The 17,308-nt window shown below is 57.1% G+C and carries 16 protein-coding genes; 12 read left to right on the top strand and 4 right to left on the bottom strand.

Annotated features, from left to right (window positions below):
- The first annotated feature begins 114 nt into the window (after window positions 1–114).
- The 3 genes from B3I26_RS17860 to B3I26_RS17850 are packed head-to-tail and all read left to right on the top strand — an operon-like array spanning window position 115 to window position 4,162.
- Window positions 115–1,395: an MFS transporter gene (locus B3I26_RS17860; protein WP_296259534.1), complete on the top strand. Its 1,281-nt coding sequence runs from the start codon at window positions 115–117 to the stop codon at window positions 1,393–1,395.
- Window positions 1,396–1,428: 33 nt separating this feature from the next.
- Window positions 1,429–2,766 carry an OprD family outer membrane porin gene (locus B3I26_RS17855; RefSeq protein WP_296259532.1) on the top strand — a complete coding sequence of 446 codons (1,338 nt, stop codon included), beginning with the start codon at window positions 1,429–1,431 and terminating at the stop codon, window positions 2,764–2,766.
- A 55-nt stretch (window positions 2,767–2,821) separates the two neighbouring features.
- The gene (locus B3I26_RS17850) at window positions 2,822–4,162 is read left to right on the top strand and encodes a spinster family MFS transporter (RefSeq protein WP_296259530.1); all 1,341 of its coding nucleotides are present in this window, start codon (window positions 2,822–2,824) and stop codon (window positions 4,160–4,162) included.
- A 249-nt stretch (window positions 4,163–4,411) separates the two neighbouring features.
- Here B3I26_RS17850 and B3I26_RS17845 read toward each other — a convergent pair whose 3' ends face one another.
- From B3I26_RS17845 to B3I26_RS17835, 3 genes are all read right to left on the bottom strand, one after another.
- A complete protein-coding gene (locus B3I26_RS17845; protein ID WP_296259528.1) occupies window positions 4,412–4,672 on the bottom strand; it encodes a TfoX/Sxy family protein in 261 nt (86 codons plus the stop codon).
- Window positions 4,673–4,908: 236 nt separating this feature from the next.
- Window positions 4,909–5,253: a pentapeptide repeat-containing protein gene (locus B3I26_RS17840; RefSeq protein ID WP_296259527.1), complete on the bottom strand. Its 345-nt coding sequence runs from the start codon at window positions 5,251–5,253 to the stop codon at window positions 4,909–4,911.
- Window positions 5,254–5,353: 100 nt separating this feature from the next.
- The gene (locus B3I26_RS17835; RefSeq protein ID WP_296259526.1) at window positions 5,354–6,889 is read right to left on the bottom strand and encodes an AAA family ATPase; all 1,536 of its coding nucleotides are present in this window, start codon (window positions 6,887–6,889) and stop codon (window positions 5,354–5,356) included.
- Window positions 6,890–7,021: 132 nt separating this feature from the next.
- Here B3I26_RS17835 and mrcB point away from each other — a divergent pair, with 132 nt between their 5' ends.
- From mrcB to B3I26_RS17820, 3 genes are read left to right on the top strand one after another with little or no spacing between them, the layout of a single operon-like run.
- Window positions 7,022–9,343, top strand: coding sequence for a penicillin-binding protein 1B (gene mrcB, locus B3I26_RS17830; protein WP_296259525.1), 2,322 nt, complete (start codon window positions 7,022–7,024; stop codon window positions 9,341–9,343).
- Window positions 9,344–9,359: 16 nt separating this feature from the next.
- A complete protein-coding gene (locus B3I26_RS17825) occupies window positions 9,360–10,127 on the top strand; it encodes a tetratricopeptide repeat protein (protein WP_296259524.1) in 768 nt (255 codons plus the stop codon).
- Window positions 10,120–10,449 (top strand): YqcC family protein, encoded by a 330-nt coding sequence (locus B3I26_RS17820; protein WP_296259523.1) that lies wholly within the window; start codon window positions 10,120–10,122, stop codon window positions 10,447–10,449. The genes B3I26_RS17825 and B3I26_RS17820 overlap by 8 nt, the downstream gene beginning before the upstream one ends.
- A 3-nt stretch (window positions 10,450–10,452) precedes the next feature.
- Here B3I26_RS17820 and B3I26_RS17815 read toward each other — a convergent pair whose 3' ends face one another.
- A complete protein-coding gene (locus tag B3I26_RS17815) occupies window positions 10,453–10,884 on the bottom strand; it encodes a DUF4124 domain-containing protein (RefSeq protein ID WP_296259521.1) in 432 nt (143 codons plus the stop codon).
- A gap of 411 nt (window positions 10,885–11,295) precedes the next feature.
- Here B3I26_RS17815 and B3I26_RS17810 point away from each other — a divergent pair, with 411 nt between their 5' ends.
- From B3I26_RS17810 to msrQ, 6 genes are all read left to right on the top strand, one after another.
- Window positions 11,296–13,020 (top strand): acetolactate synthase 3 large subunit, encoded by a 1,725-nt coding sequence (locus B3I26_RS17810; protein ID WP_296259520.1) that lies wholly within the window; start codon window positions 11,296–11,298, stop codon window positions 13,018–13,020.
- Window positions 13,021–13,022: 2 nt separating this feature from the next.
- On the top strand, window positions 13,023–13,514 hold the full coding sequence (gene ilvN, locus B3I26_RS17805) for an acetolactate synthase small subunit (RefSeq protein ID WP_133752008.1): 492 nt from the start codon (window positions 13,023–13,025) through the stop codon (window positions 13,512–13,514).
- A gap of 50 nt (window positions 13,515–13,564) precedes the next feature.
- Entirely contained in the window at window positions 13,565–14,581 is a 1,017-nt protein-coding gene (ilvC, locus tag B3I26_RS17800; protein WP_120126857.1) for a ketol-acid reductoisomerase, read from the top strand.
- A gap of 154 nt (window positions 14,582–14,735) precedes the next feature.
- Window positions 14,736–15,584 carry a CDP-diacylglycerol--serine O-phosphatidyltransferase gene (gene pssA, locus B3I26_RS17795; RefSeq protein ID WP_296259517.1) on the top strand — a complete coding sequence of 283 codons (849 nt, stop codon included), beginning with the start codon at window positions 14,736–14,738 and terminating at the stop codon, window positions 15,582–15,584.
- Between the two features lie 71 nt (window positions 15,585–15,655).
- Complete coding sequence (gene msrP / locus B3I26_RS17790; RefSeq protein ID WP_296259515.1) at window positions 15,656–16,669, top strand: protein-methionine-sulfoxide reductase catalytic subunit MsrP; 1,014 nt, start codon at window positions 15,656–15,658, stop codon at window positions 16,667–16,669.
- A complete protein-coding gene (gene msrQ, locus B3I26_RS17785; RefSeq protein ID WP_296259514.1) occupies window positions 16,669–17,289 on the top strand; it encodes a protein-methionine-sulfoxide reductase heme-binding subunit MsrQ in 621 nt (206 codons plus the stop codon). Before msrP ends, msrQ begins: the two co-directional genes overlap by 1 nt.
- Window positions 17,290–17,308: the final 19 nt, after the last annotated feature.

The following is a 17,308-nucleotide window of genomic DNA, read 5'->3' as shown; positions in this document are numbered from 1 at the left end:
GGCGCCGATCAATCTTTGCTAGCTATCCCACTTATCCTTAATATAGATTTGGATTCTGAAATTAGAATTATTCCGACGACTCTCAACCAATAACAAAAAAAGGGAGTGGATTTCATGATGTTGAACAGAACGGTCCAGGGTCCAGGCGAATTCAGAACGAGCTGGAAAATTCTTCTTCTCGCATCGCTAGGAATGACAACCTGTGTCACGGCTGCCTTGCTTTATGGATTCGGCGTATTGATCGGGCCTCTGCAGCAAGCGTTTGGATGGACGCGCAGCGAAATCCATCTGGCGATAACTTGCATGTTCGGCAGTACCATCCTCGCCGCTCAGTTAGTCGCTTGGCTTAATAAGCGTTATGGGATTCGTGCCGTCACCATTACGTCGTTAGTAGCCCTGTCGCTGACCTACTTGAGCGCGCCACTGATCAACGGGTCTATCTGGTCACTGTACGCCGTGTTTACGATATTGCCGCTGGCAGGGCTCGGTACCTTGCAAGTCACCTGGACCCAGGTAGTCAACTTGTGGTTCGTGCGCAACCGCGGACTGGCGCTCGCCATTACCCTGTCGGGAACTGGCCTGGCGGCGGCCATCACACCGCCGCTGTTGAGTTGGGCCATACAGAAATGGGGTTGGCAATCTGCATTTTTCACACTCGCGGCGCAGTCGTTCTTCCTGGTGTTGCCCATGGCAATCTGTTTGCTGCACCCGTCTCAGGCGCCGACGATTGTGTCGGTGTCGCGGCAACAGGCTGGTGGTGCAAAACTTGAAGGCATGGAGTTTTCTACCGCTTTGCGCCAGCGGCGATTCTGGCTCTGCAACCTCGCGTTCTCCGTAGCTGTATCGGGGATCATCGCTATGGTCACTAATATCGTACCGATGCTGCAGGACAAGGGCCTGACCGCATTGCAAGCCAGCAGCATCTTCGGAAGTTTCGGGTTGGCACTTATTGGCGGGCGAATAATTTCCGGATACTTGATTGATCGCTTTTGGGCGCCCGGAGTTGCCTGCATCAGCCTGTCGATGCCGGCCGTGGGTTGTCTGCTGTTCTTGTTCGGTCCGAGTGACACAGGCTTATTAATTCTTGCCACGGTATTGGTCGGTTTTGGAACCGGTGCGGAATACGACATTGCTGCTTTTTTAGTGGCGCGCTATTTCGGTTTGCGCGAGTATGGTCGGTTGTTTGCCATGACATTTGGTTTTACTACCGCGTCTGCGGCATTTTCGCCGCTTTTGTTGTGGATGCTGCTAGACACCTCAAAGGGATACTCCTCTCTGCTCGTGTATGGTGCGACGTGTTTTAGTCTCAGTGCGATAACGATTTTAGCGATGGGTAAATATCCCAGCGGGTCTGCCCGCTCTCCGTTTTCTGAAGGTGAATTGTACGCCTCCTAACCTCTGATAATAAAACTTATAGAGAGGGTTGTTATGAAAGTCCTGAACTCCTCACTTCTTATGTGCGGCGGTTTTATATTGCCCTACGCCCAGGGTGACATGATGAGTGACAGTGCTGCTAATCTGACTGCACGCAATTACTATATCAATCAGGATTTTCGCAGTCATGGTTCTTCCCCTCGTCAAGAAGAGTGGGGGCAAGCATTTATTCTCGATTATCGGTCCGGGTATAGCGACGGACCGGTGGGCATTGGAGTGGATGCTTTGGGCATGTTAGGCATTCGGCTCGACTCGGGTGGCTCGGCAACCAAAGCGGACCGGACGCGGACACCGGGTGCCATCTTCCCGCTTGATTCCGATAACCACGCCGAGGACGAATTCAGCCATTTGGGGCTGACCGCGAAAGCGCGCTTTGCCAAGTCTGAATTACGCTGGGGAACATTGCTGCCTCGCGTGCCTGTCGTGGCTCGAAACGACGGGCGCCTATTGCCCCAAACCTTCGAAGGGGTGCAATTGACCAGCAAGGACCTGGATGGGCTGAGCCTGATTGGAGGGGTGTTCGAGCATGCTAAGGGACGCAACTCTAGTGATAATCGCTCGCTGTCCATCACCGGCGCAGGGAAGGTGGCGGGCCCTGACAAAGTGAGACGAAGCAACAAGTTTTATTATGCTGGATTTGATTACGCTCTGAATAAAAACTGGATAGGCCAGTACTATTACGGCACGTTGAAGGATTTTTACCGGCAACAATTCTTAGGGCTGATTTATACTCGCCCATTATCTGTAGGTTCGTTGCAGACTACGTTGCAATACTTCAATAGCACCGGTGATGGCAAGAATACCAGGGAGGCGGGAAGGGCTGAGGGCTATACCAGCACCGGTTATTATCACGGAGCGGCCGCTGGCGAAGTGGATAATAGAACCTGGAGTTCGTTGCTCAGCTATCGAATAGGCGGGCACAAGTTTGGGCTCGGTTACCAAAAGTCCACCGGAAAAAGTAACATGCCCTTCCTCAATCAGGGCGACGGTGCATCCGCTTGGCTGATGACGGGCGGACTTATCTGGAACTTCACTCGGGCTGGCGAGCGATCCCAACTGGCCCAATATGATTATGATTTCGCTGCGTCGGGGTTGCCTGGATTGAATGCCACGCTTATTTATATCAAGGGCTCCCACATTTACGCTCATGGCGCGCATCAGAAAGAGTGGGCACGTGACTTGAGGCTTTCCTATACCGTGCAGGGCGGACCTCTGAAGTATTTTAGTATCGGTTGGTACTATGGCGTCATTCGAGGTAATACAACTACCGTGCTCGCTGGCGATGTCGACCACCAGCGGCTGTTTATTAATTACAAGTTACCGATCTTTTAAGCCCGCAGCCCATGATAAGCAAGCAGCTCTTTAACCCACCAACACGGTACATCCAATGTCAATCTCCGCTATGCGCTCAAGCGAACAGCCTTATCCCCCAGCCCGCTATGCGTGGCTGGTTATTGCGATCCTTTGGATGGTGACGTTGTTCTCGCAGTTGGACAGGCAGTTACCCGCATTATTAGTCAAACCCTTAAAAGCCCAGTTTGCGATTAGCGATACGCAATTCAGTCTGCTCCATGGCTATGCTTTTGCCATTGCCTATACGCTGATGGGCCTGCCGTTTGGGCGGATGGTTGATCGAATCAATCGACGTAATCTGATTCTCTTCGGGGTAGTGCTCTGGAGTGCCATGACCCTTCTGTCAGGATTCGCTCGCAGCTATGAGCAACTCCTGCTTACGCGCATGGGGATAGGCGTAGGGGAGGCGGTACTGGCGCCGGCTGCTTACTCCATCATTGCCGATTACGTGGCACCGAAACGACGCGGCAGAGCGCTTAGCATCTACTATGTGTCGCTGGCTATTGGTTCCGGAGCCTCACTATTTATGGGTGGATTAATCCTGCGCTTGATACCAGCGCAGGGGCTGTTGATCCAAGGTCATACGTTATTGCCTTGGCAAGCGACCTTCATTCTGGCGGGCCTGCCGGGTATTCCCTTAGTGTTTCTGTTGCTCGCAGTGCGTGAACCAGCGCGACGCGAGACGGGTGCCCAGCCGAATAGCACATTGAAGGCGTTTTTCACCCACTTGTTCCTCCACCGTTGCACCTTTGCGCGGCTGATGACTTACCCTGCTTTGCTGGCAGTAATAGGCTATGGCACATTGGCGTGGGCTCCGGCTTTCTTCGAGCGCCAGCATGGGATACCGGTATCCGAATCGGGACCAATACTCGGTCTGGTCATCGCTTTCGCCGGGCTTTGCGGCACCCTGCTCAGCGGCCAGTTGAGCGACCGCTGGCTGATGCAGGGCAGGCCCGCTGCGAGGTTTCGTGTCACCTTGGTCGCGTGGGCTTTTATTATCCCAGCCGCACTGTCCTGGCCTCTGGTGCCGGACCCGAACCTGAGTTTCCTGCTGCTGGGTTTTGCAGTGTTCGGCTTCAGCATTGGCCAGGCCGCGGCGCCTGCGAGTATTCAGGATATCGTGCCCAACAGCATGCGCGGGCAGGCCGTCGCGGTCTATTTGCTGCTGGGGGGATTGTTGGGCATAGGGCTTGGTCCGACCTCCGTCGCTTTGGTCAACGACTACCTGTACGCCGGCGAGCCCCACGCACTGCCTTATGCTCTGGTAACCGTCACCTTGCCAGCTGCAGTGCTTGGCTTATGGATGTCCTGGTCGGGCCTGGCATGCTATGCACGAACCTGTGCCTCACTAAAGACGCTGCAGGGCCAGCCTTGAATCGCTCTGAAAGGAACAGGACGGTAGGCGGTCCAGATCATGATTTACAGGCAAAAAAAGACCCGGCAAAAAGCCGGGTCAAAAACCGTGATTAGCCTGATGAGGAGATAATCTGAGAGTCCGAACCAAGGAGCCTTTCAGGTTATCAACCAGTCTCGCGACTGGATGTGATAATCATAGTGATTCTCATTTGTAAGTCAACAGGCAATCTCAAACTATTTTCTCGTGTGCGCATTTCACTGGTGGGCGCTACTGCTCAGGAAGGGTCAGTTGCTGTAATAGTTGATCCTTTTCCGCTTTCGAGAGATTGAGCCAGTGCTTGTCTCGTAATGCGCCTTCGATGGAGTAGAGCAAGGCTCTGGAGGTACGAAACCCTCGAGTCTTGACAGCTTGATAAGCGTGAATGGCGCCGAGTCGGCGAAGGTCTGCAGCGTTGTGAATCCCTGCCGCGTGTAGCCATTGGGCCGTTGTTTTGCCCAGATTTTTCATCTGTAGCAGTTCGTCTTCCATGATGCCTCCTGCAGGTGTAGCTCCGTGTTTGGAAACCTCCTGGACTTGCAAAAACTGCAGATGCAAACCATGGAATGAGTGTAGATGGGCATTGGACACCCCGCGACTCGGACGCGCAGATATGTGCGAATAGCCGCCGAGCGGTCATTATCGATTGGAGGGCGATAGCGTGCACCAAGATATATTGGCGTGCTGTGCAGGGGACGGTCGCTCGCGCAAGGCGAGCGCCGTTTGGCTTAGCGAGTGCGGTAACGCAGACGTGTGCCGAAATTGACCGACATCAGAATTTCGTCTGCGCTCAGTTCCACGGGAAAGTAGGCGCCTGAGATCTGCGCGTGAGCGATGCTGGCGCCTTCCAGCAAGGCAGTGCGCAAGTCAACACCGCGCAGGTCGGCTGAGCGAAAGTACGCGTCAGTGAAGTCTATGTCTTGGGCGTCCAGATGGCGCAAATCCAGACCGCGAAAATCGCCGCCTGATAAGTCGATGGGCCCGGTTCTGGGGCGCTGCTGATTGAAGGCATCTACGTCGTCTGCTCGCAGCAAGGTGAATAGCGGCGAGTCGAGCTGCTTGGGCTGGGTCATCTGGCGCCACCTTGTCGGAATTATGGCGCCAGTATAGTGCCACCACCATCGAGCCGTGAAGAGCCCTCCTGCACGACTCGATGACTGGCGCGATAACGGCTTAAAGGCCTGGCAGGTACTGACGAATGTCATCCACCAGTTTGTCCAGATCGCTGCTGATGTTGGTCTCGACATGGCGGCTACGCAGGGTCTCGTCTGCAGTCAACGGCTCACGCTTGGTCAGTTGAGCCTCGATAACCGCCATGGTCGCATCAGAGGGGTCGTCATTGCGGGCTTGCCGCTGCGCCAGCCAGCCCTGAATGACTGCCTTTGGCGCCGCACAATCGAGGATCAGGAACGGCGTGCCGGTCGCCTCCGCGACCTTTGCGGTTGCCAGGCGCTGGTCGAGTTTCAGATACGTCGCATCGATTACCACCGGGAACCCAGCATGTAAGACCACTGCTGCCAATTCATTCAGGCGCTTGTAGGTTGCGATGCTGCTCTGGGCCGAGTACAGGTCGTCGCTCTCGCCAAACAGACGCTTGCGTTCAACATCCGAGCGCAGGCGGATAGCGCCCAGTGCTTCGACCAGCCGCATGGCGACCTGGCTCTTGCCAACGGCGGAAACACCGTGGGTAATCGCCAGGAAGTTCGACGGGATCGCGCTGTAGCTTTCTGCAAGGTTGGCGTAGTTGCGGTACTGGCGCAGCGTGGTAGCGCGCTGGACATGGTCGGCATCCGGCGACAGGCTGAACAGCGCAACCTTGGCCCGGACCAGAGCACGGTAGGCTTTATAGAAGTTCAGCAACTGCAGTCCGTCATAATCGCCGGTGTGCTCAAGGTACTGGCTGATCAGGCGACGCGACAGGCTCTTGAGGCCGCGGTCCTCTAGGTCCATGGCCAGGAAACCGATGTCGGCATAGACGTCGGTCTTACGGAACGGTTCGTTGAACTCGATGCAGTCGAAAATGACCACTTTGCCGTCGATCAGGGTGATGTTACCCAAGTGGATATCACCGTGGCACTCGCGAATGAATCCATCGGCCTTGCGCTGGCTCATCAGCGGCTTCAGGCGCTCGTAGCTGGTCTTTGCCCACGCTTCCAGTGCGTGCAACTGCAGCAGATCGGCTTTTTCACTCAGGAACGGCAGGATCTGCTCGAAATTCTGCGTGACCGGGGCCATCGCGCTTTCCGGGGAGCCTAGCGCGCTATCTGTCAGCACACGCGGCGTCGATTGATGGAAATCGGCAATCTGACGTGCCATCTCATCGATGTGCGCCGTGGTCAGTTCGCCCTTGGCCTGCAGCGTGCTTAGCAGGCCGTCTTGCGGGAATTGCCGGATTTTCAAAGCGTATTCGATCGCCTCGCCAGCGCCGCCCAGTTGCGGAGCTTCGGCGGTGCCGGTGATTGGCAACACTTCCAGATACAAATCTTCGGTCAAGCGCTGATTGAGTTTCAGTTCCTCTTGGCAGAAGTGCTCGCGAGCCGACAGACTGGTGAAGTCGAGAAACCCGAAGTTCATCGGCTTTTTGATCTTGTAGACGTAGGGCCCCGTGAGCAGCACCCAGGAAATATGCGTCTCGATGACCTGAAATTGATCCACCGGATGGGGGAACAGGGCAGGATTTTGCAGCGCTGCGATCAGTGTCTGGCTCACGGACGATCCTTCAAAGGTGATAAGTCGGGAATGATGTGACTAAAGGTGGCCATTATGGCCGCTCGGCGCATTGCTGCAAACCGCTACGAGGTGGTCTGCCGACGGCCTTGAAAGTGCGTATAATCCGCCGCCATGACTCGATCCCGCACTTCGAAAAAATCCCCCAAACCCACCAACAGTCGCCTTCGCAGCCTGTTGGGCTGGGCCCTGAAACTCAGCCTCGTCGGCCTGGTCGTCGTGGCTTGCTTCGCCGTTTACCTGGACTCCATCGTCCAGGAAAAATTCTCCGGCAAGCGCTGGACCATCCCGGCGAAGGTCTACGCGCGACCGCTCGAATTATTCGTCGGCCAGAAACTGTCACGTGACGACTTCCTGATCGAGCTCGACGCCTTGGGCTATCGCCGTGAAAGCGTTGCCAACGGTCCCGGCGCGGCAGCCGTAAGCGGCAACAGTGTCGATCTCAATACCCGTGGTTTTCAATTTTACGAAGGCGCGGACCCGGCGCAGCAGATTCATGTGCGTTTCTCGGGCGATTATGTCGCGGACCTCACGGCGGCCAATGGCGCCAAGCTGGCGGTGGCGCGCCTGGAGCCACTGATGATCGGCGGTCTGTACCCGAAAAACCTCGAGGACCGGATCCTGATCAAGCTTGATCAGGCGCCTCCTTACCTGCTCGACACCTTGGTCACTGTCGAAGACCGCGATTTCTATCACCATTTCGGGGTGTCGCCCAAATCCATTGCTCGCGCTTTCTGGGTCAACGCTTCGGCAGGACAGATGCGCCAGGGGGGCTCGACACTGACCCAGCAGTTGGTGAAGAACTTCTACCTCACCAACGAGCGCAGCATCACCCGGAAACTGACCGAGGCGATGATGGCGATCCTGCTGGAAATCCACTACAGCAAGCAGGAGATTCTCGAGGCCTACCTGAACGAGGTGTTCGTCGGCCAGGATGGCCAGCGCGCGGTGCACGGGTTCGGTCTGGCCAGCCAGTACTTCTTCAGCCAGCCGCTGTCGGAGCTCAAGCTCCATCAGGTTGCGTTGCTGGTCGGGCTGGTCAAGGGGCCATCTTATTACAACCCGCGCCGTAACCCGGATCGTGCGCTGGAACGCCGCAATCTGGTGCTTGACCTGCTTGAGCAGCAAGGCGTCGCTTCGGCTGAGGCCGTCGCTGCCGCGAAGAAAATGCCGCTGGGTGTGACCAAAACCGGTTCACTGGCCGACAGTTCGTTTCCGGACTTCCTCGATCTGGTCAAGCGTCAGTTGCGAGAGGATTACCGCGACGAAGACTTGACCGAAGAGGGGCTGCGCATCTTCACCAGTTTCGACCCGATCCTGCAGATGAAGTCCGAGGCCGCTGTCCGTGAAAGCTTCGCCAAAATCTCTGGCCGCAAAGGCGCGGACGAGATGGAAACGGCAATGGTGGTGACCAATCCGGAAACCGGTGAGGTTCAAGCGCTAATCGGTAGTCGCCAGGCCGGGTTCGCTGGCTTCAACCGCGCGCTGGATGCCGTGCGACCGATTGGTTCGCTGGTCAAGCCGGCGATCTATCTGACGGCGCTGGAGCGTCCACAGCAGTACACGTTGACCAGTTGGGTGCCGGATGAGCCGTTCCAGGTAAAAGGTGCGGACGGCCAGATCTGGAAACCGCAGAACTTCGATCACAAAGCCCACGGCAATATTTTCCTGTATCAGGGGCTGGCGCATTCCTACAACCTGTCCAGTGCCAAGCTGGGCCTGGATCTGGGCGTGCCTAACGTTTTCAAGACCCTGTCCAAGCTAGGCGTCACCCGTGAATGGCCGACCTTCCCGTCGATGTTGCTGGGAGCGGGTGCGCTAAGCCCGATCGAAGTGGCAACGATGTATCAGACGATTGCCAGCGGTGGCTTCAATACGCCGTTACGGGGCATTCGCAGCGTGCTCACTGCCGAGGGTGAACCGCTCAAGCGTTATCCGTTCCAGATTCAGCAACGTTTCGATCCAGGCTCGATTTATCTGCTGCAAAATGCCATGCAGCGCGTCATGCGCGAAGGTACGGGCAAGTCGGTGTACAACGTGCTGCCGAGCACGCTGAATCTGGCGGGCAAGTCCGGTACCACCAACGATTCGCGCGACAGCTGGTTCGCAGGGTTCAGTCAGGATCTGCTGGCAATCGTCTGGATGGGGCGCGACGATAACGGCAAGACACCTTTCACCGGCGCCACAGGTGCGCTGCAGATATGGACCAGCTTCATGAAAAAAGCCGATCCGCTGCCGCTGGACATGGCCATGCCTGATAACGTGGTGCAGGCTTGGGTCAATGCGTCCACCGGGCAGGGCACCGACGCGAGCTGCCCGGGTGCCGTGCAGATGCCGTATATTCGCGGCAGTGAGCCACAGCCGGGACCGACGTGCGGCGGGCCGGCAGCGCCTGCCGAGTCGGTGATGGACTGGGTCAAGGGCTGGTTGAATTAAGCGAAGGGGATGTGAAGTGAACAAGTGGTGGATTCCGGCTCTAACGGCTCTGGCTTTGCTTAACGGTTGTGCAACCCAGACACGCAGCGCGATTCCGGTGGTAGACGCAGGGTCACGCATTTCCAACGGCGAGCGCGTCACGGCAACCCGTAACAGTGCCTCACGGGCAACGGCACAGGCACCGGCGCAAGCGCGATCGATTCAGGAAGACTCCGGCGTGACAGTCATGGTGCCGGGCGGTGCCAATGCCAGCGCGGCGCCCATTTCAACGTTCGTGCCGCCGACCACGGCGCCGATCAGCACTGCCCCGATCGATACGTCTGCCGTCAATCCGGCCCCTGCCAACACGGCACCGGCCAACGGCTACACACCACCGGCGGCGGCCAGCAATACCTACACCATGCCCTCATCGGCACCTACGGGCATTCCTTCAGCGTCGAGTGGCAGCCTGTCGGCTGATGAGCAACTCGATGGTCCGGTGCTGGCGCTGTTGACTACCGCTCAACAACAGCAGAGCAGTGGTGATCTCAACGGCGCGTCGTCGAGCCTGGAGCGAGCGCAGCGCGTTGCCCCTCGCGAGCCTCAGGTTCTGTTCAAGCTGGCGCAGGTGCGTCTGGCCCAGGGCGATGCTTCGCAGGCCGAGCAGCTGGCCCGCAGGGGGCTGACCTATGCCAACGGTCGCGCCAGTCTGCAGGCCAGCTTATGGGGCCTAATCGCTCAGGCCCGGGAGAAGCAAGGTGACGCCGCAGGTGCGGCGCTGGCACGGCAGAAGGCCAATGGATAAACGTTTTCCGAAGATCGCCGATCAGTTGTTGCTGATCGAGCGTGAGCTACGTGCGTTGGGCTGGTGGCGAGAGACACCGCCCAGCGATCAGGATCTGGCGAGCCGCGAGCCGTTCTGCGTCGACACATTGGATTTCGATCAGTGGCTGCAATGGATCTTCCTGCCCCGGATGAAAACCATCCTTGAGCAGGATCTGGCGCTGCCCAATGCGTCAGGCATCCTCGAAATGGCGCAGATGGTCTACGCCAGCAGTGCCAAGGAAACGCGCACACTGCAGGCGTTGTTGGCGCAGTTCGACCGTCTGATTACCGAGTCGGTCTGACCCTCAGTTGCAAGTATCGTCGAGGGTTTTCTTGACCTCGGCGATGCGTGCCTGGCGCTCTTCTTCAGTAAAACGTCTGAATTCCCCATCCACTTCCTCGCGTACGCGCGGGTTATTCTGTAGCTGCGCAAGGTTGGTGCGTTGAGTCGCGCAATACTCCTTGCGTTTGGCTTCCTGGGCTGCCACCTGTTTCTTCACTTTTGCATCGACGGCCTGTTGCTCTTGCGAGGATTCGGTTCGCCCGGGTGCAGGCACAAGAGGGGGTGGGGCTACCGGCTTGCGCGTGTCGAGCTGCTGAGCGGACTGACCAACCGGCGGCTGGGCGTCAAAATGGGTGACGCCCTGGGCATCGATCCATTTATAGATCTGGGCCGCCTGGGCAGTAGCGACACCTATTGCCAGCGTCACCGCGGCGGCGAGAATCTTCCAGCGCATTACTGCTTCCTTAACGTCGGGTACTGTCTGGATGAAACGCTACCACAAGCGTGCATCAACGACCTCACTCGGGGATTTTTCATGTCCTGTGGGTGAAGAAAGCGCATCGATGACTTGACTTGCGAGGGGCGAATCAGAACAATCCAAAGTTCGCTGTAGAGGGACTGCCAGAAGCAGACCGTCTCGGTAGATCATGAGGCGCACATCCGCGCCGACCTGTTACACCCGCAACGCGTTACCTCGCGCTGGGTGGGATGACCCCGAAACACTTAGGGGAGCTCCCAATACTTGCTCAGTCAGTGCTGACGTAGTCGGCGACCACCGTCGCTCATGCTCTGCTGGCAGTAAACCTATTAAGACCCGTCTTCTCGTTAACGTGGACGGTATTCTGGCGTTTTAGAGGTGAACAACGTGGAGCTTTTATCTGGCGCTGAAATGGTCGTCCGCTTTTTGCGTGACGAAGGCGTTGAGCATATCTATGGGTACCCCGGCGGTGCCCTCCTGCATATTTACGACGCGCTGTTCAAAGAACCGGCTGTGAGCCATATCCTCGTTCGTCACGAACAGGCTGCCACTCACATGGCCGATGGTTATGCCCGCGCCACCGGCAAGGCTGGTGTGGTGCTGGTGACTTCCGGTCCAGGCGCTACCAACGCCATCACCGGTATCGCCACTGCCTACATGGACTCCATTCCAATGGTCGTTCTGTCAGGTCAGGTCGCAAGCACCATGGTTGGCACCGACGCGTTTCAGGAGACCGACATGATCGGTATCTCCCGCCCGATCGTGAAGCACAGCTTCATGATCAAGCATCCGTCGGAAATTCCGGAAGTGCTGAAAAAGGCTTTCTACCTGGCGCAGTCCGGTCGGCCTGGTCCTGTGGTGGTCGATATTCCGAAGGACATGACCAACCCGGCCGAGAAGTTCGAATACGTTTTTCCGAAAAAAGCCAAGTTGCGATCATACAGTCCGGCTGTGCGCGGCCATTCCGGGCAGATCCGCAAGGCAGTGGAAATGCTCGTGGCAGCCAAGCGCCCGATCATTTACGCCGGTGGCGGCGTAATCATGGGCAACGGTTCGGCGCCACTGACTGAGCTGGCTCAACTGCTGAATACGCCGGTTACCAACACCCTGATGGGCCTGGGCGCCTATCCGGGCACGGATCGCCAGTTCGTCGGCATGCTCGGCATGCACGGCAGCTACACCGCGAACCTGGCAATGCATCATGCCGATGTGATCCTGGCTGTTGGCGCACGTTTCGATGACCGCGTCATCAACGGCCCGTCGCGGTTCTGTCCGGGCGCAAAGATCATCCATATCGACATCGACCCTGCTTCGATCTCCAAAACCATCAAGGCTGACGTGCCCATCGTAGGGCCGGTGGAGAGCGTGTTGACCGAGATGGTCGCTACCCTTAAGGAAATCGGCGAGGCTCCCAACAAGGATTCGGTGACGACCTGGTGGAAGCAGATCGAGGAATGGCGCGGTGACGGCGATCTGTTCCCGTACAACCGTGGCGACGGCAGCATGATCAAGCCGCAAACCGTGATCGAGACGCTGTGCGAAGTCACCAAAGGCGACGCCTACGTTTCCTCCGATGTGGGTCAGCACCAGATGTTCGCGGCGCAATACTATCGCTTCAACAAGCCGAATCGTTGGATCAATTCAGGCGGTCTGGGCACCATGGGCTTTGGTCTTCCAGCCGCCATGGGGGTTGCGCTCAGCTTCCCCGACGCTCAGGTCGCCTGCGTGACCGGCGAGGGCAGTATCCAGATGAACATTCAGGAACTGTCGACCTGCCTGCAATACAACCTTCCGGTAAAGATCATCCTGCTCAACAACGGCGTGCTCGGCATGGTCCGTCAGTGGCAGGACATGAGCTACAGCGGCCGTCACTCGCACTCCTACATGGAGTCGCTGCCTGACTTCGTGAAGCTGGTGGAAGCCTACGGTCATGTCGGTATGAAAATCACCGACCTGAAGGATTTGAAGCCGAAAATGGAAGAAGCGTTCGCCATGACGGATCGCCTGGTGTTCCTCGATATCCAGGTCGATGTGGGCGAGCACGTCTATCCGATGCAGATCAGAGACGGCTCGATGCGCGATATGTGGCTGAGCAAGACGGAGCGGACTTAATCATGCGGCATATCATTTCGCTTTTGCTGGAAAACGAACCGGGCGCATTGTCCCGCGTTGTCGGCCTGTTTTCGCAGCGCAACTACAACATCGAAAGCCTGACGGTGGCGCCGACCGAAGACCCGACCCTGTCACGCCTGACACTGACCACCGTCGGGCATGATGAGGTGATCGAGCAGATCACCAAGAACCTCAATAAGCTGGTCGAAGTGGTCAAGCTGGTCGATCTGTCGGAAAGCGCCCACATCGAGCGCGAGCTGATGCTGATAAAGGTCAAGGCCACCGGCGCCCAGCGTGCCGAAATCAAGCGCACCACGGACATCTTCCGCGGCCAGATCGTTGATGTGACCAGCAGTGTCTACACCGTGCAACTGACAGGAACGAGCGACAAACTGGATAGCTTTATTCAGGCCATCGGCACCACCGCCATCCTGGAAACCGTACGCAGCGGCGTTACGGGCATTGCCCGCGGCGACAAAGTGCTGAGCATCTGACCCATACATTTAGCGAATGGCCCGAACGGCCAAGATAACAGGGGAATTTCATGAAAGTTTATTACGACAAAGACTGCGACCTTTCCATTATCCAGGGCAAGAAAGTTGCCATCATCGGTTACGGCTCCCAGGGCCACGCTCAAGCGTGCAACCTGAAAGATTCCGGCGTTGATGTCACCGTTGGCCTGCGTAAAGGCTCGGCCACTGTCGCCAAGGCTGAGGCCCATGGCCTGAAAGTGACCGACGTTGCTTCCGCCGTTGCCGCTGCCGACCTGGTCATGATCCTGACCCCTGACGAATTCCAGGCACAGCTGTACAAGAACGAAATCGAGCCGAACATCAAGAAAGGCGCCACCCTGGCCTTCTCCCACGGTTTCGCAATCCACTACAACCAAGTCGTGCCTCGTGCGGACCTGGACGTGATCATGATCGCGCCAAAAGCGCCAGGTCACACTGTACGTACCGAATTCGTCAAAGGCGGCGGTATCCCTGACCTGATCGCCATCTACCAGGACGCTTCCGGCAACGCCAAGAATGTTGCTCTGTCCTACGCTTCGGGCGTTGGCGGCGGTCGCACCGGCATCATCGAGACCACCTTCAAGGACGAAACCGAAACCGACCTGTTCGGCGAGCAAGCCGTACTGTGCGGCGGTACCGTCGAGTTGGTCAAAGCCGGTTTCGAAACCCTGGTTGAAGCTGGCTACGCGCCGGAAATGGCCTACTTCGAGTGCCTGCACGAGCTGAAACTGATCGTTGACCTCATGTACGAAGGCGGTATCGCCAACATGAACTACTCGATTTCCAACAACGCCGAATATGGCGAGTACGTGACCGGCCCTGAAGTCATCAACGCTGAGTCCCGTCAGGCCATGCGCAACGCTCTCAAGCGTATCCAGGACGGCGAATATGCCAAGATGTTCATCGCTGAAGGCGCTAGCAACTATGCCTCGATGACCGCCAAGCGTCGTAACAACAAGGCTCACGGCATCGAAATCATCGGCGAGCAACTGCGTTCGATGATGCCTTGGATCGCGAAGAACAAAATCGTGGACCAAACCAAGAACTAAGATCTTCTGAATCTGGTTCCTGCAGCAAAAAAAGCGCGGCCTTCGGGTCGCGTTTTTTTGTTATAGGGGTTCATCTGGTATAAAGCTGCATCGTTTGCCGGCGCCACGTCGCCGCGAGCATTTGTCGAAAATTCATAGCTGCAAGGTATTGTCCATGAGCGAACGTCCCGAAGAGCCAAACACGGCTTCTGACGCCGAAAGCCTGCTACCGATCGATGAGCATATTGAAGAGGGGCACGACGCCGAAGGGCGCCAGGTCCGCCATCGCGGCATCTATCTGTTGCCTAACCTGTTCACTACGGCAAATCTGTTCGCCGGTTTCTACGCCATCATCAGCGCCATGAGTGCTCAGAGCGCCTTGAGTGCCGGCGACCAGGTGAGTGCGAGCAAGTATTTCGCCTTTGCCGCCATCGCTATTTTCGTCGCAATGGTGCTCGATGGCCTCGATGGTCGGGTTGCGCGCATGACCAACACACAAAGCGCGTTCGGCGCCGAGTACGACTCCCTGTCGGACATGGTTGCGTTTGGTGTGGCTCCTGCTCTGTTGGCGTTTGGCTGGGCGCTGGGTGACATGGGCAAGGTGGGCTGGATGGTCGCGTTCATATATGTCGCTGGCGCGGCGCTGCGTCTGGCGCGCTTCAACACCCAGGTAGGCAAGGCTGACAAGCGTTACTTCATCGGGCTGGCCAGTCCGGCGGCGGCGGGTGTTGTCGCCGGTACAGTCTGGGCGTTCAGCGACTATGGTATTCAGGGCTCGAAGCTTTCGTTTCTGGTGGCGTTGCTGGTGGCGGCAGCAGGGATGTTGATGGTCAGTAACATCAAGTACAACAGCTTCAAGGAGCTCGACCTGAAGGGGCGTGTTCCTTTCGTTGCCATTCTGGCAGTCGTGCTGGTGTTCGCTGTGGTGTTCAGCGATCCGCCGCGCATCCTGTTGCTGATCTTCCTTGGCTACGCCGCGTCGGGCCCTGTGCAGTATCTGTTGCGACTTCGTCGTCACAAATAGTCCCAGAGATTCATTTCCCCCCATACTCCACAGTCTATAAGGTGCATCCATCTGCCGACTGTGGAGTGACCATGCTCATCAAGATTCCAGCCGCATCCGCCTGCAATGAGTCGGATGTCACGCCTGAAGCCATTTACCTCTCACGCCGATCCCTTTTAGGCGCGTCTCTGGCAGGAGTCGCCCTAAGTGCTCTGCCCGTCTGGGCGCGAGCCGCCGATCCTTCGCACTATGACGGGGTAGAGGCTGGGAATGCGCCTGCCTGGTTCAAAGAAAAGCTTCCTTCGACCGAGTGGGGGGCAGTGACCGTCCAGGGTGAAGCCATAACGCCTTTCAAGGACGCGACCCACTACAACAACTTCTACGAGTTCGGCACTGATAAAGGTGATCCGGCGCAGAACGCAGGATCGCTGAAAACCGAGCCTTGGACCGTTGTCATCGATGGGGAGGTCGGCAAGCCCGGCCGTTACGCACTCGAAGACTTTATGAAACCCTATCAACTGGAGGAGCGGATCTACCGTTTGCGCTGTGTTGAAGCGTGGTCGATGGTAATCCCGTGGATGGGCTTCCCGATCTCTGAGTTGCTCAAGCAGGTCGAGCCGACTGCAAATGCCAAATACATTCGATTCGAAACGTTGCAAGATCCAAAGACGATGCCAGGGCAACGCTCTGGTTTTGCGCTGATCGATTGGCCTTATGTTGAAGGCCTGCGGCTGGATGAGGCGATGAATCCTTTGGCGATCCTGGCAGTGGGCATGTACGGCCGCGAGCTACCTAACCAGAACGGCGCGCCTTTGCGGCTGGTTGTCCCTTGGAAGTACGGGTTCAAGAGTGTGAAGTCGATTGTGCGCATCAGTCTGGTCAGCGAGCAGCCGAAGACGACATGGCAAAGCATCGCTGCCAATGAATATGGCTTCTATGCCAACGTTAACCCTACTGTCGACCATCCTCGTTGGACTCAGGCTCGGGAGCGTCGATTGCCGAGTGGATTGTTCAGTCCCAATATCCGGCCAACGGAAATGTTCAATGGGTATGGGGAGCAGGTCGCTTCTCTCTATGCAGGTATGGATCTGCGGAAGAACTATTGATGCGTTATGTGCTTTGGCGCCTGGCCGTATTCATTGCTGTGTGTGCTGTGCCGGTGATTTGGTTGCATCAAGCCTGGGTTCTCGATCTTGGGCCTGATCCCGGCAAAGTGCTGGTTGACCGTTTCGGTCTGGGCACGCTGGTGCTTTTGTTGATCACCTTGGCGATGACGCCGCTGCACCGGGTCACTGGTTGGGCGGGCTGGGTGCAGGTTCGTCGCCAATTGGGGCTTTGGTGTTTTGCTTATGCGTCGTTGCACATGCTGGGATATGGGTTCTTTATTCTTGGGTTTGACTGGGCGCAGTTAGGTGTCGAGCTGGTCAAACGGCCCTACATCATTGTCGGCAGCGTCGCGTTCCTCTGTTTGCTAGCGTTGGCGGTAACGTCCAATCGGTTTAGCCAGCGCCGTCTGGGTTCGCGGTGGAAAAAGCTGCATCGCCTGAGCTATGTGATCTTGGGCCTTGGGCTGCTGCATTTCTTATGGATCGTCAGAGCCGATCTTAAGGAGTGGGCTATATACGCGGGGATTGGCGCGTTGCTGTTAATTCTGCGAATCCCTGTGATAAGCCGGCGAATCCCGCGCCGAGCGGGCAAAAGGATAGGGAATGCAACAAAAGTTTAAATAAGTGCTTGACGCCCCT

Origin of the sequence: Pseudomonas sp. UBA5706, assembly GCF_002419965.1 — a bacterium.
In the GTDB taxonomy this organism is placed as follows: domain Bacteria; phylum Pseudomonadota; class Gammaproteobacteria; order Pseudomonadales; family Pseudomonadaceae; genus Aquipseudomonas.
Note: the sequence above shows the minus strand (reverse complement) of the source record. Positions and strands in the feature narration are given on the sequence as shown.

Coding starts and splice junctions, on each gene's coding strand:
- mrcB (WP_296259525.1), top strand. CDS start 7,022: ATGACTCGATCCCGCACTTCGAAAAAATCCCCCAAACCCACCAACAGT.
- B3I26_RS17845 (WP_296259528.1), bottom strand. CDS start 4,672: ATGGAAGACGAACTGCTACAGATGAAAAATCTGGGCAAAACAACGGCC.
- B3I26_RS17850 (WP_296259530.1), top strand. CDS start 2,822: ATGTCAATCTCCGCTATGCGCTCAAGCGAACAGCCTTATCCCCCAGCC.
- msrP (WP_296259515.1), top strand. CDS start 15,656: ATGCTCATCAAGATTCCAGCCGCATCCGCCTGCAATGAGTCGGATGTC.
- pssA (WP_296259517.1), top strand. CDS start 14,736: ATGAGCGAACGTCCCGAAGAGCCAAACACGGCTTCTGACGCCGAAAGC.
- B3I26_RS17860 (WP_296259534.1), top strand. CDS start 115: ATGATGTTGAACAGAACGGTCCAGGGTCCAGGCGAATTCAGAACGAGC.
- B3I26_RS17855 (WP_296259532.1), top strand. CDS start 1,429: ATGAAAGTCCTGAACTCCTCACTTCTTATGTGCGGCGGTTTTATATTG.
- ilvN (WP_133752008.1), top strand. CDS start 13,023: ATGCGGCATATCATTTCGCTTTTGCTGGAAAACGAACCGGGCGCATTG.
- B3I26_RS17820 (WP_296259523.1), top strand. CDS start 10,120: ATGGATAAACGTTTTCCGAAGATCGCCGATCAGTTGTTGCTGATCGAG.
- B3I26_RS17840 (WP_296259527.1), bottom strand. CDS start 5,253: ATGACCCAGCCCAAGCAGCTCGACTCGCCGCTATTCACCTTGCTGCGA.
- ilvC (WP_120126857.1), top strand. CDS start 13,565: ATGAAAGTTTATTACGACAAAGACTGCGACCTTTCCATTATCCAGGGC.
- msrQ (WP_296259514.1), top strand. CDS start 16,669: ATGCGTTATGTGCTTTGGCGCCTGGCCGTATTCATTGCTGTGTGTGCT.
- B3I26_RS17815 (WP_296259521.1), bottom strand. CDS start 10,884: ATGCGCTGGAAGATTCTCGCCGCCGCGGTGACGCTGGCAATAGGTGTC.